Below are 19,729 nucleotides of genomic sequence, written 5' to 3' on the forward strand. Positions count from 1 at the left end.
AACGAGGCCTAAAGCGTTCTCGAAATCGACGCCGGACACCGCAGTGAGACCGACTCCTAGCCCGATCGGCCGCCAGTCACAGGCCGATGTAGAACAGTCCCAGCGCGACGAGTCCCAACGCGATGCCGTACGCCGGCCCGTTGACGACGGCGACGGCGACCGCCATCAACCCGAAGACGAGTCCCAGGAACAGACAGAACTGCTGGGTCAGCGTCCGGCGGTCGTTGCGCTCGAGGAGCCAGTCGAACCCCAACTCGGCTACCAGTTCGACGACCGTATCGAGCATGCCTGATACTAGTCCTGTGCTGATAAAAATAACCGGGGCCGTAAGCGGCGCGAGCCGTGCCCCCGGCGTTACCCCCCGGCAACCGGTGGAAACACCGACACGACGTCGCCCGCCTCGAGCGACGTGTCGACGCCCGTCATGTGGACCACGTTGCGACCGTTTTTCAACACGCTCAACTGCGGTCGGACCGCCCCGTCCTCGAGCAACTGCCCTTCGAGGCCGTCGTACTCGTTCTCGAGGGCAGCGAGGACGTCGCCGACGGTCGCGTCGTCGGCGACCGTGCGCGTTCGCTCCTTCTCCCCGACGGCGTCCCGAAACGTGGCGAAGAACCGGAGATCGATTTCCATACTCGATACTCGTGTCCGGACGACATAAGTTCGAGCGATGGAGCGGTCGAGTTCCGTGAGTCGAGCCGACGACCCGGCCGACTCGGTTCAGACCGCCGACGCCGTCGCCGACGACGTGTACGAGACGACGTCAACGTCGGCGTCGGTGAGCGCTGCGTCGATCGCGCTCGCGCCGCGCTCGACCGCGTCGTCGGCGTCGTCGGCCGCCACGGTTACCGTCACCGAAAACTCGAGTGCGATCGTGTACGGATCGAACGGACCCGTCGGGTGCTCGTAGACGTCCGTGTCCCCGATTTCCCAGTCGGCGATCGCTCCCTCGGCGGCGAGGGTCTCGAACGCGTCCGCGAGCGTCGCCGCCGCCTCGTCACTGGCAGTCGTCTCCGAGCCGCCGTGGAGCGTGACCAGCGTCGTTCCCGTCCGGGACACAGCGAATTCCATACCCCCGCTAGTCCGGCCCAGTAGTTCAACGCTTGGCTCGAGGACCGCTCGGCTGCGGACGCTTACAGGTCCTGCAATCGAATCCCGTCCTCGACCAGCCGCGCGTTCCGCTCCCGGTCGAGGTGCTCGCCCAGGTCGTCGTGGTCGTGGAGTTGTGCGATCACGTCGGCGTACAGCGTCCGCCACGCGATGGCGTAGATCGGCGACTGTCCCCACGCTCGCAGTTCCGGGACGAACGCGTCGTAGGTCTCGTACCGCTCCTCGAACCGATCGATCGCCTCGAGCAGTTTCCCGGCGGCCTCGCGTTCGTCGTCGGCTTCCTCGAGGATTCGATTGCACTGCGTCTCCCAGCCCGCGACCGCCTTTTGCATGTCCGCCGCCACGGTCTCGTCGTCGGCCGGCAGTCGGTCGAGTATCGGTTCCGGAACGCCGAGGGAAATATCCTCCATACGCTTCGGTATGGGCTGGTCTGGCAAGAAAATGTCCCGGTTCGCTCGGTCCGCTGGCGAGACAACACTCGGCAGTCGTATCAGCCACTGGACAGCTGTCGACCAGCAACCCGGACACCCTCGTGTCCCGCTCGCGCTGAAGACGATATGCGGTGGCCCACCTGTGGCGGGGCGGACGGTCGGGACACCCGATTCCCGTCGGCGTCTCTGGTCAGGGCCACGTCGCGAGCATGATCTCGTCGACGAACTCGCCGTCGAGACAGTACTGCCCCTCGTGTTCGCCCTCGCGGTCCCAGCCGTTCTCCTCGAGGAACTCGATCGCCGCCTCGTTGGTCGCAGGGACGTTCTGGTAGAGCTTCTGGTAGCCGGCATCCGCGGCCCACTCGAGGCCGTACGCGAGCAGTTCGGAGCCGATCCCCTGTCGCCGGACGGCGGGATCGACGCCGACGGTCACCTCCGCGGTGTGGCGAAGCGACGGGTGTTCCGGCGCGTCGACGTGCAACCACCCGACTACGTCGCCGTCGTCCGAGGCCGCCGAATCGTCCGCCGTCTCGCCTGTCGTCTCCTCGTCTGCCGGCCGCTCCCCGCGGACCGCGACGAAGAAGACCCGCGAGCGCTCCTCGTTGGCCCGGACGAGCGCGGACTCGCGCTCGAGTTCCGTCGCGACGTTCTCGGCGACGACGTACGTCCCGTCGTCGGCGACCGTCCGCATCGTCTCGACGACACCTTCTCGATCCTCCTCGCGGGCCGGCCGGATGGTGACGACGCCGTCCTCGCAGTCCACGTCGGTCGTCGTCGCCTCGAGCGCAAGCCGGTATTTCCCGTCGACTTCGGTCAGATAGCCGTCGGCTTGCAGCGCCTCGAGACACGATCGGAGTTCGTTCGGCTCCGGCGCGATCGTGTCGGTGTAGGTCCCCGACCGGGCGGGCTTCGAGTGTGCGCGGCCGTCGTCGATTTCGATCGAGCGGGCCAGTTCGGCCGCCGTGACGGCACCGTTACGCTCGACGTACTCGTAGACGCGCCGCTGGACGTCGGTCTCGAACGAGTCCGTCGGATACATGCTCATACGACTCCGCCACCGACTGCCGGTATTAGTATGCGATCCGTATCGAGCCCCGCTCACGACCCGCCACACCGAAGCGACCGATTGCTCGCCGATCTCGAACCGTTTCGAACCGCATTCGTGCCCGTCGCACCCGGACAATATCCGATTAGTTCGCTTCGTCGGTCCGTCGTGTGCTCGAGTTCGGCCGAGGATCATATCGCCCCATACAATTTATCACGCAGTACGGCGGGAGACGAGGGTCGCGCCCGTCCCGAACCGGGGTGGCCCCGGCTATCGAGACCACAAACGCGGTCAGTCGCTTCGATTCACTGTCCGGCGACAACGCTCGCCCTCGTCCCGTCACACTCGCGCCGACTATCGGGGCCGGACCGAGTCGGACCAGCACTCTCGACGAGCTGCCGAGACCGATCGACGAGGCCGATCTCGAGGGTCGAACCCCGGTTCTGTCGTGCCAGGCAGCCACCGATGATCGGCGGCTCGGATCGGCGATGCGGACCGGTGTGACACCCAGTACCGTTTTTTCGACGACGGCCGTCGGTTGCGCGTCGTCAACGAGCCTTCCGTCCACAGTCGCGTGGGCTGCTCCAGTTCCAGGCCCGTGGCGTGGCCGTATCTCCGCCACAAACTCCGGCAGTGAGCCGCCGGACTACAGCCTCCGTCGGTATTCCCGGGACGATCACCTGTCCGACGGTTCTGCGGGGCACGCCGAGCAGCGGCCGGGCCGCGATCTATTCGCCGCCGAGCGGATCGACACGGGTTCGATCCGACGGCGGCGGATCGGGTCGTCCGACGCCGGGAGCCGTCACGCGACACCGGCACCGAACTCGAGTCGAATCGGCCTATTCCCCGGGGTCGTTCCTCGGTCTCACGGCACGGGCCGCGTTTCGACAGTCCGGCTCGGTTTCCGATAGCGTTCGCCAGTCGTCTCGCTTCGCTATACGGCCGCAACGGTGGCCGGACCGTCGTCCCGGATGAAATAGGCTCGACCGACACCGATAAACTTCATATTGCGATATCGAATTGGAGGGGCCGTTTCGGAACTACCGGAACCGCCCCGGCGTCGTTTAACAGCACCGAGGCCGAGTCGCTGGACGACGACCGGCCGGACCCGGCTTTCCGCTTCGGGCCGACGGGCGTCGGCATGACTTCTATGCGGCGTACGAGCGTCGCGTTGAGGACGGACCTTCGCCTCGTCGACGAGTCCGACGCGGAAGTCGATGTGCAGTAACGACACACCAACTGGGCTCTCGAGGCGTTCGGCGTCCGAAAGAGCCACTTACGGAACTCGCTCCCGTAGGGTGCGTATGAGCCGACCGCCGTCGCTGCCGGACGACACTCGCCTCGGACGGACCGCACTCGCCGTCGCCGATCGGGCGGCGATGATCGAATTCTACCGCGACATCGTCGGGCTCCGCGTCCAGCACCGAGACGGGACGGGAGCAACGCTTGGCGTCGCCGAGACACCACTGCTCGTCCTGTACGAGGACCCCGACGCCGAACCACGCGGCGAGCGAGAAACCGGGCTCTATCACAACGCGTTCAGGGTCCCCTCGCGCGAGGCGCTGGGGAGCGCCGTAGCGCGGCTGCGCGACCGCTGGACGCTCACGGGAGCCTCCGACCACGGCATCAGCGAGGCGCTGTACTGTACCGATCCCGAGGGCAACGGCGTCGAGATCTACCGCGACCGGCCGCGGGATGCGTGGCCGCGGACCGAGGACGGCTCGATCCGGGCGACCGGCGATCCACTCGATGTCGCCGCCCTCGCTGCTGCGGCCGACGACACGACGGAGTCGGCCGGGTCACAACCAGTCCCCGACGGGACGACCCTCGGCCACGTCCATCTCGAGGTGTCGTCGCTCGAGGCCGCGCGAGCGTTCTACGCGGAGACGCTGGGGTTCGACGTCTCGATGGCCTTCGGATCGGGGGCGTGCTTTTTCGCGGCGGGCGGCTATCACCATCACGTCGGGGTGAACACGTGGAATCGGCGCTCGATACCGAACGGCGGACTGGGTCTCGAGTGGGTCGAACTCCTCGTGCCGGCCGCGGATGCCGTCGAGACGGTTCGGACGCGGCTGGTCGGCGACGGCGTGTCGGTCACTGCGGTCGACGACGGTATCGAATTCACCGACCCGGACGGGATCGCGATTCGACTGCGGGCAGTCGACTGACGCCGTCGCTTCCGTTCGGCTCGGGCGAGCGTGTCCGACGGGTAACGAGCCGATCGACGAACTGATCGAGCGAGCGATAGGTCGTCGATCGCGACCGTTATCGCGACGTGAGTGTTCGTTTCGATCGGATTCGGCGCTAGGTTTACACCGCCTGATCGCCTTTCGAATCGTACTATGGCCGCCACCGATCCTTCGTCGGCCCACTTCCGCTCTCGGAGCCGGTGTCAGGAGGCCGTCGATCGCAGGACCGACCTCGAGTGGCCCCGCAGGCGACGGCCCCCCACATATATCCGCAGTCGCGGAGAACGGTGGGGAAACATGGCTGCGTTCGGTACGCGATCGAGGGACCGAGATCGAGCCGAGTGGACACGATCGCGTCTGCCGGGTGATCGAGCGGCTCCACGGCCGCGTGGCGTCCGCCGGTACCGGAATCGCGCTCCGTCACGGATCGTCGAACTGCCCGCCGTCCCGGAGGCGACGACGCCCCTCGGAGCGACCGGCACGACCGACGCGGATTCCCAGAGCAATGAGTGACGCGGACAGCTTTCGGGCCGAGCCGGCACAGATCCTGCTGGTCGAGGACAACCCCGGCGACGTTCGTCTGACCAAGGAAGCGTTCAAGCAGGGCCGGATCGAAAACGACCTGCACGTCGTCTCCGACGGGACCGAGGCGTTGGACTTCCTCGGACGGCAGGGGCCGTACGCCGACGTACCGCGCCCGGACCTCATCCTTCTGGACCTCAATCTACCCGGGAAAGACGGCGAAGAGGTCCTGGAGGAACTCAAGGCGGACTCGGCGCTGCGATCGATTCCGGTAATCGTCTTGACGAGTTCGCGGGCGGAAGAAGACGTCGTCAAATCCTACGAACTCCATGCGAACGCCTATCTCACGAAGCCCGTCGATCCCGACGAATTCATCGAGACGGTCCGCGCCTTCGAGAAGTTCTGGTTCTCGGTCGTTCGGCTTCCGCCGGAGGGTGATTCGTCATGAGCGAGACGAACGCCCGGACCGAGACGGAACGGGACGGGGAGACCGCCGACACGCTTCGCGTCCTCCTCATCGAGGACAACCCCGGCGATGCCCGGCTGATCGAGGAGATGCTCCGGGATACCGAAGAGCTCGCCCAGCGAGTCAGTCCCATCGAATCGACCGGACAGACGCCGGAAATGTCGCGGGAAACGCGCCTCGAGGACGGCCTCGAGATGGTCGATACCGAGCCGACCGACATCGTCTTGCTCGATCTGAACCTGCCCGACAGCGAGGGGCTGGCGACTCTCGAACGGGTTCACGAGGAGACGGACGAGACGCCGATCATCGTTCTGACCGGCGTCCGCGACCAGCAGGTCGGCGTCGAGGCGATCCAACGCGGCGCACAGGACTTCCTCGTCAAAGACGAGGTGACGAGCGAACTGCTGGTTCGGACGATCCACCACGCGATCGAACGCGCCCGTCAGGAGCGCGAGCGCCGCCAGCAGCGCGAGCATCTCGAGGCGCTCAACCGGCTCAACCGGATCGGCCACGACATCACCCACGCGGTGATCACGACCGAGACGCGGGCGGAACTCGAACAGGAGGTTTGCGATCGGCTCGCCGAGTCCGACGCCTATCGCTTCGCCTGGATCGGGGGCGTCAATCCCGGGAGCGACCGCGTCGTCCCGAAGGCAGCGGCCGGCGTCGAGGACGGATACCTCGATGAAATAGACGTCTCCGTCGCCGAGGACGACGAGAGTGGACGCGGGCCGGCCGGAACGGCCATTCGGACCGGACAGGTGCAGGTCATGAACGACGCCCGGACGGATCCCGGGTTCGGACCGTGGCGAGAGCAGGCGCGTGCCCGTAACTACCGGTCGTCGGCGGCGATCCCGCTCATCCACGAAGACCTCGTCTACGGCGTGTTGAACGTGTACTCGTCGTCGCCACGAGCGTTCGAGGGTCTGGAGACCGGGGTTTTCGCCCGGATCGGCGACATCATCGCCCACGCGATCACGGCGATCGAACGCAGGGACGCACTGGTCAGCGACGCCGTGGTCGAACTCGAGTTCCGCGTCGAGGCGATGGCCGAACCGCTGGTCGAACTCTCGGCGACCGAGTCGTGTACGATCGCGTTCGAGCAGTTGGTCGGCGGCGACGATGCGCTGCTGGCCTACGGCTCGGCACACGGCATCTCACAGGAGGCGTTCAGCGACGCTATCGACGACACCGACGGGATCGACGACGTGCGGTTCCTCTCCGTCAGGCGCGACGACCTCGAGTTCGAACTGGTCGCGCCCGCGGCCGTCTCGCTGTTCGAGACGATCGCGACCCACGGCGGTCGCGTCGCCTCGGCGACGATCGCCGACGGGGAGTTTCGCTTCGTCGTCGAACTCCCGCGCGGCCGGGATACCCGACAGATGATCGAACTCATCAGGAACCAGCGCGACGACATCACCTACCTCGCCCAGCGGACCACCGAACGCAGCGAGCGCAGCGACTCCGGGTCGGCGTCGGTCCTCGAGGAGGACCTGACCGAGAAACAGCGGGCGGCGCTCGAGACGGCTTACTTCGCGGGCTACTTCGACTGGCCGCGGGGCAGCACCGGCGAGGAGATCGCCGATCGGCTCGGGATCGCACCGGCGACGTTCAACCAGCACCTCCGGACCGCCGAACGGAAGTTCTTCAATTCCGTCTTCGGCGAGTAGCGGGGGCCAGTTTCAGAGCCCGACACCGTCCGCCAGGAGTTCGTGCGAGCGCAACACGTCGTCGTGATCGGCGATGATGTTCTGTACGATCACGTCCTCGACCCCGACCCGGTCGGTCAGTTGCTCGAGCAGGTCGCGCACGGTTTCCGGACTCCCCGAGATCGAACGGGGCCAGTCGCCGTCGGGAAGCGGGTTCGGCGTCGGCTCCGGGACACCGCCGAGTTCGTTGATCGCGGCCTCGACGGACGGGGGCGAGCCGACGACGCCGCGTCGCAGCCGCTTGTACGATGCTTCGGCAGTCGCGCGCAGTCTGGCCGCTTCGTCGTCGGTGTCCGCACAGGCGACGTTCATCGCCAGCATTCCCTCGGGTTCGTCGGGCCCCGCGCCGAGCGGTGAGGGGTCGAAACGATCCCGGTAGGTTTCGAACGCGCGCTCGGCGAGGGACGGCCGGATGAACCCGGCGAAACAGTAGCGGAGGCCGAGCTGCCCGGCGATTTCGGCGCTCGAGGGGCTCGATCCCAGAACCCACGGTTCGGGGACGCTGTCGGCCGAGCGAGGGAGGGTCAAGTCGTCGTACGCGTGCTCGTCCGGAAACCCGTCGTGGAGGTGGGTGACGGTCGATTCGATTTTTTCGGCGTGGTCCGCGTCGGGGTCCCCGCTCTGGCGATCGGTTCCCAGCGCCCGGTCGGCGGCGGGGATGCCGGTCGCCCGGCCGAGTCCGAGGTCGATGCGGCCCGGAGCCAGCGCATCGAGGGACGCGAACGTTTCGGCCACCTTGAATGGCTGATAGTGATTGAGCAGAACCGTGCCGGACCCGACACGGATCTCGTCGGTGTCGGCTGCGAGACGCGCGATCAGGACTTCCGGGGTCGTACTCGCGATCGAGTCGGCCATGCCGTGGTGTTCGGCCATCCAGAACCGCGAGTAGCCGAGATCCTCGGCCAGTTGCGCGAGTTCGATGGTGTTCTCGTAGGCATCAGTCGCGGTACCACCTTCCGGGACCGGCGCGAGATCCACGATCGAGAGATCCATACCGGCCGTTCCGAATCGAGCGCGGAATAGCCGTTCGATCTCCCACGCGAGGCGAACATCGACGGCGAACCGATTTTAGGTCGCACGAAAAAATATTATTGAATTGAAAAGTTATATGTGTCCGAGACTCCATGGACTAGCTGTGATGAATACGCAGAAGACCGTCCAACAGGAAGCCGGTACCGTCGAGGAGAACGCGCTCAGGCTCGAGCCCGAGAAGGCAGAGCAGATCGTCGAGGCGCTGAACCGCGACCTCGCGGACGCGTACGTCCTCTACCACCAGCTCCACAAGCACCACTGGAACGTCGAAGGCGCGGAGTTCCTCGACGTTCACGTCTTCCTTCAGGAGGTCTACGAGGACGTCGAGGCGGCGGCCGACGACCTCGCCGAACGCCTCCAGGCGCTCGGCGGCGTCCCGCACGCGAACATGACGACCTTGGCGGAGAACGCCACCGTCGAGCCCGAGGACGAGGACGTTTACGACATCCGGACGTCGCTCGCGAACGACCTCGAGATGATGGGCGACATCATCGAGAGCTACCGCGAACACATCGAGCTCACGGCGGGACTGGGCGACCACGCCACCGCACAGATGCTCCGCGAGCAACTCGAGACCATCGAGGAACACACTCACCACATCGAGCACTACCTCGAGGACGACACGCTCGTCCTCGAGTCGGCGACGAACTAACGGCCGCGGTCTCTCTACTGCAGTTCTCGACGACGGTAATCAGGCGGAAACGTCGATGTCGTCGTCCTCGAGCAGCGTTTCGGCGACCCGTTCGGTGACGAGCGAGCTAACGCTGCCCGCGAGCGCCATCGCCTCCCGGTCGGGCTCCGCAAGATCGAGCACGTCGCGGAAGAACGTCGAGAGGACGAGGTAGGTTTCGTACAGGTCGGCGGCCGTCTCCCGTCCCTGCGCGGTGAGCGTCGCCCCTTCGTACGGCTCGTAGGTGAGATACCCCTGCGTCTCGAGTCGCTGGAGCGTTTCCGTCGCGACCGCCGGCGACCGATCGAGTTCGTCCGCGACGTGTCCCGGTGCGACCGGTTCCCCGCCGTCTCGAGCGGCGAGATAACAGACGAGCAAGTACTGAGACGCGTCCGTCATGCGCGCCAGATGGGATGATCGCGGCCGGATCGCTGGCGGTCCTCGCGGGACGCGTCGAGACGGGAGACGAGCGACGGAGCGACGGGCGACCGCGTCGGCTTGCGATCCCCTGGCAGATCGTCGTCCATGGATTTTAGGCTTGCCTAAAACAATAAAGTAGTTGCGGCTAGTCGGTTCCCCGACGACTCACGGCCATCGGAACCGCTACCCGTCGCTGTACACTTGCCCGTCCGAGGGCCGTCCGATCGGTGTGAAAATCGGGACAGTGGGTACGGCGGAGCGTGAGTCGGCGGCGAGACGGAATCGGCCGACAGTCACATCGAGCGGCCTCCGAGGTAATCACCGGCCGCCCGCCGATCGGGTCATAATGGCCCTCTCCGGCGGTATTACGAATCGTCGGCGACCGCGCTCCCGATCCCGTCGACCGGCCGGTCCGGCGTGACCTTGTCGATCTCGTCGGGGAGTCCGAGCTGGTACTGAGTGCCGTTCTCCCGGACCGACGTCCGACCGCGGTGGACCGAGACATCGCCGTTCAGGTGCAGTTGGACGGCCTCGAGCAGCGCGCTGGCCTCGAGCGGCTGGCCGCGGCGTTTCATCTCCGCGACGTCGGCGTCGCCGGGGACGTCGAACGCGCGCTGGGTGATGATCGGCCCCTGATCGAGGTCGGTCGTGACGTAGTGGGCCGTGACGCCCGCGACTCGAACGCCCTCCTCGACGGCCTGTCGATAGGCCTCCGCGCCGGGGAACGCCGGGAGCAGGGAGGGATGGACGTTGATGATGCGGTCCTCGTAGCGGAAGACGACGTTGGGGCTGAGGATGCGCATGTATCGCGCGAGGACGATCAGATCGACGTCGTACTCCCCGAGGAGTTCGAGCAGTTCGTCCTCGTTTTGCTGTCCGCCCTCGTCGCCGATATCGTGGAAGGGAACGTCGTAGTGTTCGGCCAGCGGTTGCAGGTCGTCGTGGTTGCCGATGACGACGCCGATATCCGCACCGAGTTCGTCGTTGGCCCAGGCCTCGAACAGGGCCTCGAGGCAGTGGCTCTCCTTCGTGACGAGGACGGCGATCTGCTGGGTCTCGCGGTCGGCGGGGAAGCGGACCTGGACGTCGAGTCCGAGGTCGTCGCCGAGGTCGCGGAGGTCCTCCCGAAGCGTTGCCTCGGTACAGACCATTTCGGAGGTGTCGACGGCGAGATACATCCGGAAAACGCCGTCACGGACCGCCTGATCGAGGTCCTCGATGTTGACTCCGCGCTCGAACAGGAGGCTGGTTACGTTCGCGACTAATCCGGTGTCGTCGTCCCCGATGACCGTAATTTCGGTTACGTCGGTCGTCAACGCTGCCACCTCCGCTCGAGCGAATTGCGATTCATCACGACGGATTGCAGTCTACGGGCGGCTAAAAGTCCTGCTTTCCGGAGAGGCGCGTGCGAATACCCCGCATTCGGTTCGTCCTCCGCCATGGCTGTCGGTGAGGTCACACGTCAGTCGCAATGAAAGTAGTGATCAGTTCAGGTCGGACGACCGTCCGTTCGGACCGACCAAGCCCTACTCGACGCTGCGTGGCCCACCAGTATCCACGAACGTGTATTACGGAGACAAGGCGAAAGCGTTTTTGAGCACGGTTACGGGGTAACAGGTAATGACCGCCTATACCGCGACGGTGACCGTTCGACTCAAACAGGGCGTACTGGACCCCGAGGCCGAGACCACGAAGCAAGCCCTCGAGCGATTGGGCTTCGAACTCGAGGCCCTGCGGTCGGCCGACCGCTTCGAGGTCGATCTCGAGGCCGACGGTGTGGCCGCCGCGCGCGAGCGCGCCGACGAGATGGCGGAACGACTGCTGGCGAACCCGACCATCCACGACTACGACGTGGAGGTCGCCGAACGGTAGATGACGGTTGCTACTATACCGATCGAAACCGTCGGTCGCAACACCGGGGGGTGTCGCCTGTGACGGTCTCGATCACGACGACCGAGCCCGCCGGCCGAAACACCAGGGGGTGTCGCCTGTGACGGTCTCGATCACGACGACCGAGCCCGCCGGCCGAAACACCAGGGGGTGTCGCCTGTGACGGTCTCGATCGTCCGCTTCGGCGGTTCGAACTGCGATCGTGACGCCGAGCGCGCGCTGGCACACCTCGGGATCGATGCCGAGATCGTCTGGCACGAGGACGGCCTCCCCGCGGACGTGACCGGCGTCGTTCTCCCCGGCGGCTTCTCCTACGGCGATTACCTCCGTGCGGGCGCGATGGCGGCCCGCTCGCCGATCATGACCGAGGTTCGCGAGGCCGCAGCCGACGGCGTTCCCGTCCTCGGCGTCTGTAACGGGGCTCAGGTCGGCTGTGAGTCCGGGCTCACCGAGGGTGCGTTCACGACCAACGAGAGCGCGCGCTTCCAGTGTGAACACGTCTCCCTGCGCGTCGAGCGCGCGGACACGCCCTGGACCGCCGCCTACGAGGAGGGCGAGATCATCGAGATTCCGATCGCGCATGGCGAGGGCCGCTACGAGATCACCGACGACCGATTGGCCGAACTGGAAGACGAGGGGCGCATCCTCTTCCGATACTGCGACGAGAACGGCGACCCGACCCCCAAGGCGAACCCGAACGGATCCAAGCACGCCGTCGCCGGCATCCTCGGCGACCGCGATTCCGTCGCGGTGTTGATGCCCCACCCCGAGCGCGCGACGCTGCCCGACGTCGGCCCGACCGACGGGCAGGGCATCCTGCGCGGCCTTGAACGGTAATTCAACCGTGTGAGGTCCCAGGAACGATTTTTCTCCGAATCTGTGAACGATAACAACGGCGACTCAGTTCGTGAACTGAGTGGAACAGTCATATGGGACGGGTTCGTTGAAGCCGACCGGAATACAGGGGAATGGGCACGACCACCGGACCACCCGCTCGAGTCGTCGTCGTCGGCGAAGACGCCGCGAACGTGGCACGCGCTCTCGAAGAGCACGGCATGTCGACCGAGTCGGTTCGGACGGCCGATGCGTGCCTCGAGCGATTCCCGACCGTCGACGGCGTCGTGATCGCGGCGAGCGCACGTTCGGACGCCGACCCCGTCGATTGCTGTCGGCTGATTCGAGACCGCTGGTCCGCGGTCCCGATCGCCGTCTTTCCCCGCGACGGAAGCGAACGGCTCGCGGGTGCAGTCGTCGCGGCGGGGGCGGACGGCTACGTCCCCCGTTCGGAGGGGGTCGAGACGCTCGTCGATCGGCTGGACGCGTTACTCGAGGATCCGGCACCCGATGCCCGCTCCGCGCTCGCGGACGCCCCCGCATCGTCGGCGGACGGCGACTCTGACCGACTCGAGTCGCTCATCGAACAGTCGCCGCTCGCGGTCATCGAGTGGACGCTCGAGTACGAAGTCCGCAACTGGAATCCGGCCGCGGCCGACCTGTTCGGGTACACAGCCGAGGAGGCGATCGGCGAATCCGCCGTCGACCTGATCGTTCCGGACTCCGACCGCGACACCGTCCTGGAGTTGCGAGAGCGGATCGCCGACAACGAACCCGATGGCGGGTCGTTCTGCCGGATCGACTCGAACGTCCGCAAGGACGGGACGGCGGTCACCTGCGAGTGGTTGAACACGCCGCTGGTCGACGACGATGGAGCGGTCAGCAGCGTGCTGTCGTTCGTCCGGGACGTGACCGCCGAGCGCAAGCGCACGAACGCGCTCGAGGCACTCCAGGAAACGACTCGAGAGCTACTGCGGGCCGAGTCGACCGACGAAATCGCCGACATCGTGATGGCGGCGGCGGAAGACGTGATCGATCGACCGCTCGGCGCGATCCGGTTCTACGACGATGATAGCGAGACCCTCGAACTCGCCGGGACGACGTCGTTGCTCGACGTCAATACTGACGAGATTCCGCCGATCGGGTCGGATGGCTCCACCCTCTGGGACGCCTACACCGACAGCGAACCGACCGTCGTCGAGAACGTCTCGTGCGACCGACTACCGTACGAGATCGAGATCGACGTTGGGAACTCACTCCTCCAGCCGCTCGGTGATCACGGCATGTTGTCGGTCGCCTCGATCGGGTCGAACGAACTCAGCGATGCCGAATTCCACCTGATCCACGTTCTCGCGACGACCGCCGAGGCCGCGCTCGACCGAGCGGCACGCGATCGCGAACTCGAGCGGACGAAGACGGTCGTCGAGACGGTCGGGGACTGCGTTTACCAACTCGACCGCGACGGCCGGTTCGTCGAGGTCAACGACGGGATGAAAGACAAGACCGGATACGAACGGGACGAACTCCTCGGCGAGCACGTCTCGCGGATACTCACCGACGAGAGCGCCGAACGCGGACGACGACGCGTCCGGGAACTCACGGTCGACGACGAACAGCGTACCGCGACGTGCGAAGTCACGCTGACCGGGGCCGACGGCGAACGAGTTCCCGCCGAAGTCAGTATGGCGCTGTTGCGATCCGACGGCGAGATCGAAGGCACCGTCGGTATTGCCCGCGACATCAGCGATCGCAAGCGAATGGAGCGAGAACTGGTCGATCGAAAGGCGAAAATCGAGGGCCTCCACACCGTCGCCTCTCGGCTCGAAGACTGTGAGAGCCGGGAGGCGATCTACGACGTGGCCGTCGAGGCGGCCGAAGACGTCCTCGGCTTCGATCGCTGTTTCGTCGACAGGATTTGTGGCGGGTCTATCGTGACGGAAGCCGCGTCGTCCGGTCTCGATATCGACCACGGGGAGCGACGCCCGTTCGACGAGGGGATCGCCGGGCGGACGTATCGGTCGCGACGACCCTCCCGCGTCGACGAGACCGAGTCGGACGACGGGATCACGGCCCGTATCGACAACTGCCGGTCGGTCCTGAGCGTTTCGATCGGCGATCACGGCGTGTTTCAGGCCGTTTCGTCCGAGCCCGACGCGTTTTCCGCGGCCGACGAGGAACTGACGGAACTGTTATTGTCACACGTTACGGATTCTCTCGACCGGATCGCGTTCGAGGAGCGACTTCGAGCCGAACGCGACCGGTTCGCGGCGTTGTTCGAAAACGTTCCCGACGCCGTCGTCAGCGTTAGCCAACTCGAGGACGGCCCGATCGTCGAGGACGTCAACCCGGCGTTCGAACGGATCTTCGGCTACGATGAGGCGGACCTCGCCGGAACGTCGCTCGACGAGGTCATCGTGCCGCCCGATCGGCGGGCCGAGTCCGATACCCTCAATCGCCGGGGCAACCGCGGTGAGATCGGCGAGGCGGAGGTCAAACGCCAAACCGCGGACGGCTTGCGCGATTTCCGGCTGCGGGTCGTCCCGATGGAGATGGACGGGTCGTCGGATCGCGGCTTCGGGCTCTATACCGATATCACCGCCCAGAAACAGCGGCAGAAACGCCTCGAGATACTCAATCGGGTCCTCCGCCACGACCTGCGCAACGGCATGAACATCATCAACGGCTGTGCGGAGATGCTCGTGGACGCGGTCGACGACGACGACAGCGAGTACGTCGAGACCATCCAGAACCGGACGAGCGAACTCATCGGACTCGCGGAGAAGACCCGGACCGTCGAACGCGTCCTCGACCGTGAGACGGTCGCGGCCGGCCCCGTCGATCTCACCGAGGCCGTCGAAAGGGCGGTCGCCCGCCTCGAGAACACCCATCCCGAGGTCGAGGTCACCTGCTCGCTGCCGGACGGGGCCTTCGCTCGCGCCGACAAGTACCTTCGGACGGCCGTCTTTCAGGTGCTCGAGAACGCCGTCGAACACAACGACCGAGCGCAACCGACCGTCGACGTGACGGTGTGTGACCGGCCGGACAAGGAGGAACTAACGTTGGCAATCGCCGACGACGGCCCCGGCATCCCCCCCGAAGAACGAGAACTACTCGAGGGCGACCGGGAAATCACGCAACTCCGCCACGCGAGCGGGCTCGGTCTCTGGCTCGTCAACTGGGTCGTTACCCAGGCCGGCGGTCGGCTCTCCTTCCGTGACAACGAACCGCGAGGGACCGTCGTGACGCTCTCGATTCCGCGCGCCGACGCGGAGTCGGTCCGGTCGGCGTCAGACGAACCGGCGACCGGCGATTAGTCCGTTTGTAGCCTCCCTCTCGTAGAAGATCTGGCTCCCGTCCAGGGGCACGACCCCGTATCCAGTACGGCGATCGCGGGCTCCGGAACGGCGACTACCGAGAAGCCGATGGCGACCGAGACGGCTGGCTCGAGATCGCTCCAGCACCCTGTTATCGATAGGCATGCCGTGAGGATCAGTGTCAGCTCGCAGTCCCGTCGGTCGCCCCGGTTCCCGCGTGATCGTCGGCGGACGAAGCGGCTTACCGGGTCAGCGGCTGGTTGAAGCTCCGCTCGCGCTCGATGACCGTTTCCCAGGTCAGTTCACACTCACAGGAGACCTGCTCGAAGACTGTCGGGTCCTGACGCAGGTCGAAGTCCTTGATCGCCTTCTGGACGAGGTCATCACACTCCTGACAGTTGTGCGGACCGCGGTCGGAGCCGTGCCCGACGGGGTCCGAGACGACGATGGCGTCGGTGTCAGCGGTTTCAGTCAAGACGTGGGCGACCGACCAGAGCCACGGCGGCCGGTAGCCGTCCTCGAAGTAGAGATCGTCGACCATCGTGTACCGCTGGACGTTACACGGATTCATCGAGACGGTGTGACAGCCCTCGACAGCGGCACAGCGCTCGATCGACGAGATCATGTCGTCGACGGCTTCGGCCTCCGTGAGGAAGGGGGGTTTCATCAGCAGGTAGGCCTTGATGCCGGCCTCCGCGTCGGCACCCGCATCTTCGTCGGCGGCCGCGGCTTCCGCACAGGCGGCCTCGAAGTCCGCGAAGTCGAAGTACTTGTTCACGCAGTCGTGGCGCACGCGGTCGGTCGCCGTCTCGAGGCCGATCGCGACGTCGGTGTCGAGACCGTGCTGGGTGAAGTCGGCGATCTTCTCGCGGTCGACGAAGTCGGGGAGCGACTCGACGACCATGCGGTCGCGGTCGGCGAAGGTGTCGGCGATCGCTCGGCGACTCTCGGCGCTGACCTCGCGCTCGTCGAGGAACGAGCCGGAGGTGTAGATCTTGATGAGTGCGGCGGGCTCGTCGGCGTTCTCGTCCTCGTGGGCGAGACAGACGTCGATCTGGTCCATCAGGGCCTCGTGGGAGACGGAGCCGCCGTCGACGCTTTCGGCGACGTAGCCACACATCGTACAGCCGCCGGCGCGGGCCCACCGACAGCCGCCGGTGTTCAGGATGATCGTCAAACTCGATTTGACGCCGTCGGGGGTGTTATCCTCGTCGAGCCAGACGCGGGTCGGCTCGTGGGGATCGTAGCTGGCCTCCTTGCGGGAACGGATCTCCCGCATCGCCTGATTGTGGGCGTCCATGCCCTTGCCCTGCTCGTAGACGTCGGGCGTGGGTTTACTCATTAGGGGACGAAAGCGGCCCGGAGCGTAAAGCGCCTTCGTCTCCCCCCGTGTGGGCGGTTCCGGAACTGCGGCCGTACTTTCACCCCGCCGTCTCGAGGGGTGCCGGCCCGTCAAGCGTCGTGATGGGGGCGGGCTACGGATAGAACGCGCGTCAGGGCGTCGACGATCGGGCGGACGAAAACCGTCACGTCTTACGTCCGACGGTCCAACGGGAGGGCAATGCGCGAGTCCTTCGAAGTCCGGGACACCGACGCCGGCGGCCGCATCGGGGAACTCACCGTTCCGCGTGCCGGCACGACCGTCGAAACCCCGGCCTTGCTCCCGGTTATCAATCCGAATCTGGATACGATCAGCCCTCGCCGACTCGCCGACGAGTTCGGCGCGGAAATCCTCATCACGAACTCCTATATCATCCACGGCGACGACGACCTCCGCGAACGCGCGCTCGAGGAGGGCCTCCACGACCTGCTCGATTTCCCGGGCGCGATCATGACCGACTCCGGCTCCTTCCAACTCTCGGAGTACGGCGAGATCGACGTCACGACGGAGGAGATCCTCGCCTTCCAGCGCGAGATCGGCTCCGATATCGCCACACCCGTCGACATCCCGACCCCGCCGGACGTCTCCCGTGAGCGCGCAGCGGCGGATCTCGAGACCACGCAGGACCGACTCGAGGTCGCCGAAGCCGCCGACACGGGCGAGATGCTCGTCAGCGCGCCCGTTCAGGGGTCGACCTATCCGGACCTCCGCGAGCGGGCCGGTCGCCACGCCGACGACACGGATCTCGATGTCTTCCCGATCGGCGCGGTCGTGCCGCTGATGAACGACTACCGGTACGACGATATGATCGACGTCGTCGCCGCGGCCAAGCGCGGCCTGGGGGCCGACGCACCCGTCCACCTCTTCGGTGCCGGCCACCCCATGATGTTCGCCCTCGCCGTCGCGATGGGCTGTGACCTGTTCGACTCGGCTGCCTACGCGTTGTACGCCCGCGACGACCGCTATCTCACGGTTCGTGGCACCCGTGCGCTCGACGACCTCGAGTACCTCCCCTGTTCCTGTGCCGTCTGTACCGCACACTCGCCGGACGAGCTTCGCGCCCTGCCCGACGCCGAGCGCGAATCCGAACTGGCCGCTCACAACCTCCACGTCACCTTCGCCGAGATCCGCCGGATCAAGCAGGCTATCCGGACGGGTGATCTGCTCGAACTCGTCGAACAGCGCGCCCGCTCCCATCCGACGATGCTCGACGGCTACCGCACACTGCTCGATCACGCCGCCCAACTCGAGCGGAGCGATCCCGTCTCGAAGGGTTCGTTCTTCTATACCTCCCACGAGAGCGCTCGTCGCCCCGAAGTCGTCCGACACCACCAGCGCCTCGAGCGGCTGTCCGTCCCGGACGACCTCCTTCTCACGGAGGGGAACGCGCCGCGGAGCGACGAGTTCGACGACTCCTGGCGCGTCGAACCGCCGTTCGGTCCCTTCCCGCGCGCGCTGTCGAAGAGCTACCCGCTCACCGCGGAAGTCCCCGCCCGAACCGATCGAGCCGCCCTCGAAGCCGCGGCCGACGGCGTCGCCAGCCTCGTCGTGACGAACCCGGAGACGACGTTCACCCTCGCCCACGAGGGATGGCCGGCGGCCGTCCTCGATCGCGTTCCCGACGCCGTCGCGCTGGTTGATCTCACCGCGAACTGATCGGGGCCGTCGTCTTCCGTGGAAAATCGGCCCTCGTCGCGCGGTCCGGCGGGTGCCACAGCGGAGCCGTCAGTTACGCGTCGGTCCGCGTCGCGCTCTCGGAGCCGATCGGGATCGACTCGACGACCGCCGAGCCGTCGACCGAGACCGAGACGCCGTCGGTACAGTCCACCGCGATCGCGTGGCCGTCGTAGGTAAACTCGAGTCGACCGCTGCGGGGACCGCTCCGGGCGGGCGCGAAAAGCGCGTCCAGCGCGTCCGGATCGATCCACTCGTAGAGCGGCGGCAGTCGGGTCGGGTCCGTCTCGCGATGTGTCGCGACCGCAGCAATGACGGCACTGCTCACCGACCCGTTGACCCCGTCAAATGACCCGCTGAATGAATCATTCACGACGTATCCCATCGCTCGAATGAGTAAAAGGCTATCGACCGTTCCGCCTCGAACCCGTCTCAGACGGTCGTTTCCCTCTCGTCGGCCGTCTCACGCTCGCGGGCCGTCGCCGGCATCTCGCCCGGATCGGAACATCGAAGACCCAGGCGCCGTCCGGTTGCGGTATGCTCGGCCCAGCAGTAGTCGGCGGTGGCGTCCTCGTTGCGCTCGTACTCGTCTCGTGGCTGTTCAAACGCGTTCGCGGGGGCTCCGCGGACGAACGGCGGTCCCGGTCCCGTCACAGGGATGCCCAGGAACGCGACCCGCCGGTCGATATCGGCGACGTCGAGGAAGTCGCGATCCGCGAATTCAGCGACCACCACTCCGGTGAGCGGCGGGCGGTCGGCAAGGTCGAAGGGTTCGTCGTCTTCGTCGAAGACGTCCCTGACGCTTGCGAGGTGACCGACGTGATCCGGATCAAGATCCTCTCGTTCAATCGCGGCCACACGTCGGCGACGGCGACCCACCTCGAGACCGTGTAGCTGACCCGTGGCGGTCGGTTTCCCTCGGCCGTCGTCATCAACGCACCGCGTTTCGATCGCCGGTCAGCACTCACGATTGCCCCGGACACCCGAAACGCGGGCGGGGAGGCTTATCGACTCGCCGCCGACTGTCGTCTCGATAGTGTCA

Annotated in this window: 20 protein-coding genes; 9 read left to right on the forward strand and 11 right to left on the reverse strand. The window is 66.2% G+C overall.

Translation table 11 applies throughout. The features are described from left to right. Positions 1 to 76: 76 nt before the first annotated feature. The 5 genes from ALTAJ2_RS12010 to ALTAJ2_RS12030 form a co-directional block, all read right to left on the reverse strand. On the reverse strand, positions 77 to 286 hold the full coding sequence (locus ALTAJ2_RS12010; protein ID WP_007107911.1) for a hypothetical protein: 210 nt from the start codon (positions 284 to 286) through the stop codon (positions 77 to 79). Positions 287 to 354: 68 nt separating this feature from the next. Further along, positions 355 to 633, reverse strand: coding sequence for a ubiquitin-like small modifier protein 1 (locus tag ALTAJ2_RS12015; protein ID WP_007107910.1), 279 nt, complete (start codon positions 631 to 633; stop codon positions 355 to 357). Between the two features lie 87 nt (positions 634 to 720). Next, positions 721 to 1,071 carry a hypothetical protein gene (locus ALTAJ2_RS12020; protein WP_007107909.1) on the reverse strand — a complete coding sequence of 117 codons (351 nt, stop codon included), beginning with the start codon at positions 1,069 to 1,071 and terminating at the stop codon, positions 721 to 723. A gap of 62 nt (positions 1,072 to 1,133) precedes the next feature. After that, positions 1,134 to 1,520, reverse strand: coding sequence for a hypothetical protein (locus tag ALTAJ2_RS12025; protein ID WP_007107908.1), 387 nt, complete (start codon positions 1,518 to 1,520; stop codon positions 1,134 to 1,136). Between the two features lie 211 nt (positions 1,521 to 1,731). After that, positions 1,732 to 2,586: a GNAT family N-acetyltransferase gene (locus ALTAJ2_RS12030; RefSeq protein ID WP_049899713.1), complete on the reverse strand. Its 855-nt coding sequence runs from the start codon at positions 2,584 to 2,586 to the stop codon at positions 1,732 to 1,734. A 1,304-nt stretch (positions 2,587 to 3,890) separates the two neighbouring features. On the opposite strand from ALTAJ2_RS12030, the gene ALTAJ2_RS12035 reads away from it, so the two are divergent. The 3 genes from ALTAJ2_RS12035 to ALTAJ2_RS12050 all read left to right on the forward strand — a co-directional run bounded on the left by ALTAJ2_RS12035 (position 3,891) and on the right by ALTAJ2_RS12050 (position 7,433). After that, a complete protein-coding gene (locus tag ALTAJ2_RS12035; protein WP_007107906.1) occupies positions 3,891 to 4,754 on the forward strand; it encodes a VOC family protein in 864 nt (287 codons plus the stop codon). 526 nt (positions 4,755 to 5,280) lie between these two features. Then, a complete protein-coding gene (locus ALTAJ2_RS12045; RefSeq protein WP_007107904.1) occupies positions 5,281 to 5,745 on the forward strand; it encodes a response regulator in 465 nt (154 codons plus the stop codon). Beyond that, entirely contained in the window at positions 5,742 to 7,433 is a 1,692-nt protein-coding gene (locus tag ALTAJ2_RS12050; protein ID WP_007107903.1) for a bacterio-opsin activator domain-containing protein, read from the forward strand. The genes ALTAJ2_RS12045 and ALTAJ2_RS12050 overlap by 4 nt, the downstream gene beginning before the upstream one ends. A 12-nt stretch (positions 7,434 to 7,445) precedes the next feature. Here the strand turns inward: ALTAJ2_RS12050 and ALTAJ2_RS12055 are convergent, their stop codons facing one another. Beyond that, positions 7,446 to 8,465 (reverse strand): LLM class flavin-dependent oxidoreductase, encoded by a 1,020-nt coding sequence (locus ALTAJ2_RS12055; RefSeq protein WP_007107902.1) that lies wholly within the window; start codon positions 8,463 to 8,465, stop codon positions 7,446 to 7,448. A gap of 145 nt (positions 8,466 to 8,610) precedes the next feature. On the opposite strand from ALTAJ2_RS12055, the gene dpsA reads away from it, so the two are divergent. Beyond that, complete coding sequence (dpsA, locus tag ALTAJ2_RS12060; protein WP_007107901.1) at positions 8,611 to 9,156, forward strand: DNA starvation/stationary phase protection protein DpsA; 546 nt, start codon at positions 8,611 to 8,613, stop codon at positions 9,154 to 9,156. Between the two features lie 39 nt (positions 9,157 to 9,195). On the opposite strand, the gene ALTAJ2_RS12065 is transcribed toward dpsA, so the two are convergent. The 3 genes from ALTAJ2_RS12065 to ALTAJ2_RS12070 all read right to left on the reverse strand — a co-directional run bounded on the left by ALTAJ2_RS12065 (position 9,196) and on the right by ALTAJ2_RS12070 (position 10,910). After that, positions 9,196 to 9,573, reverse strand: coding sequence for a metal-dependent transcriptional regulator (locus ALTAJ2_RS12065; RefSeq protein ID WP_007107900.1), 378 nt, complete (start codon positions 9,571 to 9,573; stop codon positions 9,196 to 9,198). Beyond that, positions 9,570 to 9,701, reverse strand: a complete 132-nt coding sequence (locus ALTAJ2_RS20290; RefSeq protein ID WP_275039497.1) for a hypothetical protein — start codon at positions 9,699 to 9,701, stop codon at positions 9,570 to 9,572. Before ALTAJ2_RS20290 ends, ALTAJ2_RS12065 begins: the two co-directional genes overlap by 4 nt. A 258-nt stretch (positions 9,702 to 9,959) precedes the next feature. Continuing rightward, positions 9,960 to 10,910, reverse strand: a complete 951-nt coding sequence (locus ALTAJ2_RS12070) for a formyltetrahydrofolate deformylase (protein ID WP_049899710.1) — start codon at positions 10,908 to 10,910, stop codon at positions 9,960 to 9,962. A gap of 304 nt (positions 10,911 to 11,214) precedes the next feature. Between ALTAJ2_RS12070 and purS the strand changes: the two genes are divergently transcribed. From purS to ALTAJ2_RS12085, 3 genes are all read left to right on the forward strand, one after another. Beyond that, entirely contained in the window at positions 11,215 to 11,466 is a 252-nt protein-coding gene (purS, locus tag ALTAJ2_RS12075; protein ID WP_007107897.1) for a phosphoribosylformylglycinamidine synthase subunit PurS, read from the forward strand. Between the two features lie 177 nt (positions 11,467 to 11,643). After that, the gene (purQ, locus tag ALTAJ2_RS12080; RefSeq protein ID WP_007107896.1) at positions 11,644 to 12,321 is read left to right on the forward strand and encodes a phosphoribosylformylglycinamidine synthase I; all 678 of its coding nucleotides are present in this window, start codon (positions 11,644 to 11,646) and stop codon (positions 12,319 to 12,321) included. A gap of 131 nt (positions 12,322 to 12,452) precedes the next feature. Continuing rightward, positions 12,453 to 15,632: a PAS domain S-box protein gene (locus ALTAJ2_RS12085; RefSeq protein WP_007107895.1), complete on the forward strand. Its 3,180-nt coding sequence runs from the start codon at positions 12,453 to 12,455 to the stop codon at positions 15,630 to 15,632. 241 nt (positions 15,633 to 15,873) lie between these two features. Here ALTAJ2_RS12085 and ALTAJ2_RS12090 read toward each other — a convergent pair whose 3' ends face one another. Next, positions 15,874 to 16,974 (reverse strand): archaeosine biosynthesis radical SAM protein RaSEA, encoded by a 1,101-nt coding sequence (locus tag ALTAJ2_RS12090; RefSeq protein ID WP_007107894.1) that lies wholly within the window; start codon positions 16,972 to 16,974, stop codon positions 15,874 to 15,876. A gap of 219 nt (positions 16,975 to 17,193) precedes the next feature. On the opposite strand from ALTAJ2_RS12090, the gene tgtA reads away from it, so the two are divergent. Beyond that, positions 17,194 to 18,669, forward strand: coding sequence for a tRNA guanosine(15) transglycosylase TgtA (tgtA, locus tag ALTAJ2_RS12095; protein WP_007107893.1), 1,476 nt, complete (start codon positions 17,194 to 17,196; stop codon positions 18,667 to 18,669). Between the two features lie 73 nt (positions 18,670 to 18,742). Here the strand turns inward: tgtA and ALTAJ2_RS12100 are convergent, their stop codons facing one another. After that, complete coding sequence (locus ALTAJ2_RS12100) at positions 18,743 to 19,072, reverse strand: HalOD1 output domain-containing protein (RefSeq protein WP_007107892.1); 330 nt, start codon at positions 19,070 to 19,072, stop codon at positions 18,743 to 18,745. A gap of 152 nt (positions 19,073 to 19,224) precedes the next feature. Here ALTAJ2_RS12100 and ALTAJ2_RS12105 point away from each other — a divergent pair, with 152 nt between their 5' ends. Then, entirely contained in the window at positions 19,225 to 19,581 is a 357-nt protein-coding gene (locus tag ALTAJ2_RS12105; RefSeq protein ID WP_007107891.1) for a TRAM domain-containing protein, read from the forward strand. Positions 19,582 to 19,729 lie beyond the last annotated feature (148 nt).

This window comes from Natrinema altunense (assembly GCF_000731985.1).
GTDB lineage: Archaea > Halobacteriota > Halobacteria > Halobacteriales > Natrialbaceae > Natrinema > Natrinema altunense.

Bases quoted from the DNA above. Each gene is read 5' to 3' on its own strand.
- ALTAJ2_RS12050 (WP_007107903.1), top strand. From the start codon at position 5,742: ATGAGCGAGACGAACGCCCGGACCGAGACGGAACGGGACGGGGAGACC.
- dpsA (WP_007107901.1), top strand. From the start codon at position 8,611: ATGAATACGCAGAAGACCGTCCAACAGGAAGCCGGTACCGTCGAGGAG.
- ALTAJ2_RS12035 (WP_007107906.1), top strand. From the start codon at position 3,891: ATGAGCCGACCGCCGTCGCTGCCGGACGACACTCGCCTCGGACGGACC.
- ALTAJ2_RS12100 (WP_007107892.1), bottom strand. From the start codon at position 19,072: ATGGGATACGTCGTGAATGATTCATTCAGCGGGTCATTTGACGGGGTC.
- ALTAJ2_RS12010 (WP_007107911.1), bottom strand. From the start codon at position 286: ATGCTCGATACGGTCGTCGAACTGGTAGCCGAGTTGGGGTTCGACTGG.
- ALTAJ2_RS12065 (WP_007107900.1), bottom strand. From the start codon at position 9,573: ATGACGGACGCGTCTCAGTACTTGCTCGTCTGTTATCTCGCCGCTCGA.
- ALTAJ2_RS12055 (WP_007107902.1), bottom strand. From the start codon at position 8,465: ATGGATCTCTCGATCGTGGATCTCGCGCCGGTCCCGGAAGGTGGTACC.
- ALTAJ2_RS12105 (WP_007107891.1), top strand. From the start codon at position 19,225: ATGCTCGGCCCAGCAGTAGTCGGCGGTGGCGTCCTCGTTGCGCTCGTA.
- ALTAJ2_RS20290 (WP_275039497.1), bottom strand. From the start codon at position 9,701: ATGGACGACGATCTGCCAGGGGATCGCAAGCCGACGCGGTCGCCCGTC.
- ALTAJ2_RS12025 (WP_007107908.1), bottom strand. From the start codon at position 1,520: ATGGAGGATATTTCCCTCGGCGTTCCGGAACCGATACTCGACCGACTG.
- ALTAJ2_RS12090 (WP_007107894.1), bottom strand. From the start codon at position 16,974: ATGAGTAAACCCACGCCCGACGTCTACGAGCAGGGCAAGGGCATGGAC.
- ALTAJ2_RS12015 (WP_007107910.1), bottom strand. From the start codon at position 633: ATGGAAATCGATCTCCGGTTCTTCGCCACGTTTCGGGACGCCGTCGGG.
- ALTAJ2_RS12085 (WP_007107895.1), top strand. From the start codon at position 12,453: ATGGGCACGACCACCGGACCACCCGCTCGAGTCGTCGTCGTCGGCGAA.
- ALTAJ2_RS12045 (WP_007107904.1), top strand. From the start codon at position 5,281: ATGAGTGACGCGGACAGCTTTCGGGCCGAGCCGGCACAGATCCTGCTG.
- ALTAJ2_RS12020 (WP_007107909.1), bottom strand. From the start codon at position 1,071: ATGGAATTCGCTGTGTCCCGGACGGGAACGACGCTGGTCACGCTCCAC.
- purS (WP_007107897.1), top strand. From the start codon at position 11,215: ATGACCGCCTATACCGCGACGGTGACCGTTCGACTCAAACAGGGCGTA.
- ALTAJ2_RS12030 (WP_049899713.1), bottom strand. From the start codon at position 2,586: ATGAGCATGTATCCGACGGACTCGTTCGAGACCGACGTCCAGCGGCGC.
- tgtA (WP_007107893.1), top strand. From the start codon at position 17,194: ATGCGCGAGTCCTTCGAAGTCCGGGACACCGACGCCGGCGGCCGCATC.